We start from the raw sequence: 686 nt of genomic DNA, 5'->3' as shown, positions 1-686 counted from the left end.
GTCGCCGGCTTGGCCACCGGGGCGACCGGTGCCGCCACCGGCGCGGCCACCACCGGCGCAGGGAGGGTCGGTGCCAGCGGCTCGATGAACGGCGCGGCCTCGGCGGCCAGCGGCGTCGGTTGGGTCACCGGCGCAGGGGCCGGCTCGGCCACCGGCGGGGCGACGGGCGCCACAGGGCTTGCAACTGCAGGGGCCGCCACGACAGGAGCAGCCACCATCGGCGGCGCGGTGAACACCGGCATCACCGGCGCGGCCACCGTCATCGGTGCCAACACCACCGGCGGGGCGACCGGCGGACGGGCGACCGGTGCGGGCGGCGGTGCGACCGGCGCAGCGGCCGCTTCGGCGTAAGCCTGGGCGTCGCGCGAGCGCAGCGTCTCGAAGGCATGCGCCAGGCCGTCGGCACGGCCTTGCAGCGCCTCGACGTCCTGAGTGGTCGCCGGTGCCGCTTGCTGCAGCAGGTGCTCGATGCGGGTTTCCAGGCGGTGGGCCATTTCACCCAGCCGCATGGCGCCGGCCAGGCGGGCACCGCCCTTCAGCGTGTGCAGCRTGCGCATGCAGGCCGCGGCCGCCGAGTTGTCGGTCGGGCGGCGCGACCACTCGCGCAGCTTGGTCGCCAGCTCGGGGATCAGTTCCTCGCCCTCTTCCTCGAAGATCGGGAACAGCTCGGCGTCGACGGCATCGAT

General features: G+C 75.2%; 1 protein-coding gene. It reads right to left on the bottom strand.

Annotated features, from left to right (window positions below):
- A partial coding sequence (locus AC1D15_RS35775) for an Hpt domain-containing protein (protein WP_477829823.1) occupies nucleotides 1-686 on the bottom strand: 686 nt, incomplete at both ends.

This window comes from Rhizobacter sp. P2_H2 (genome assembly GCF_056403375.1).
Note: the sequence above shows the minus strand (reverse complement) of the source record. Positions and strands in the feature narration are given on the sequence as shown.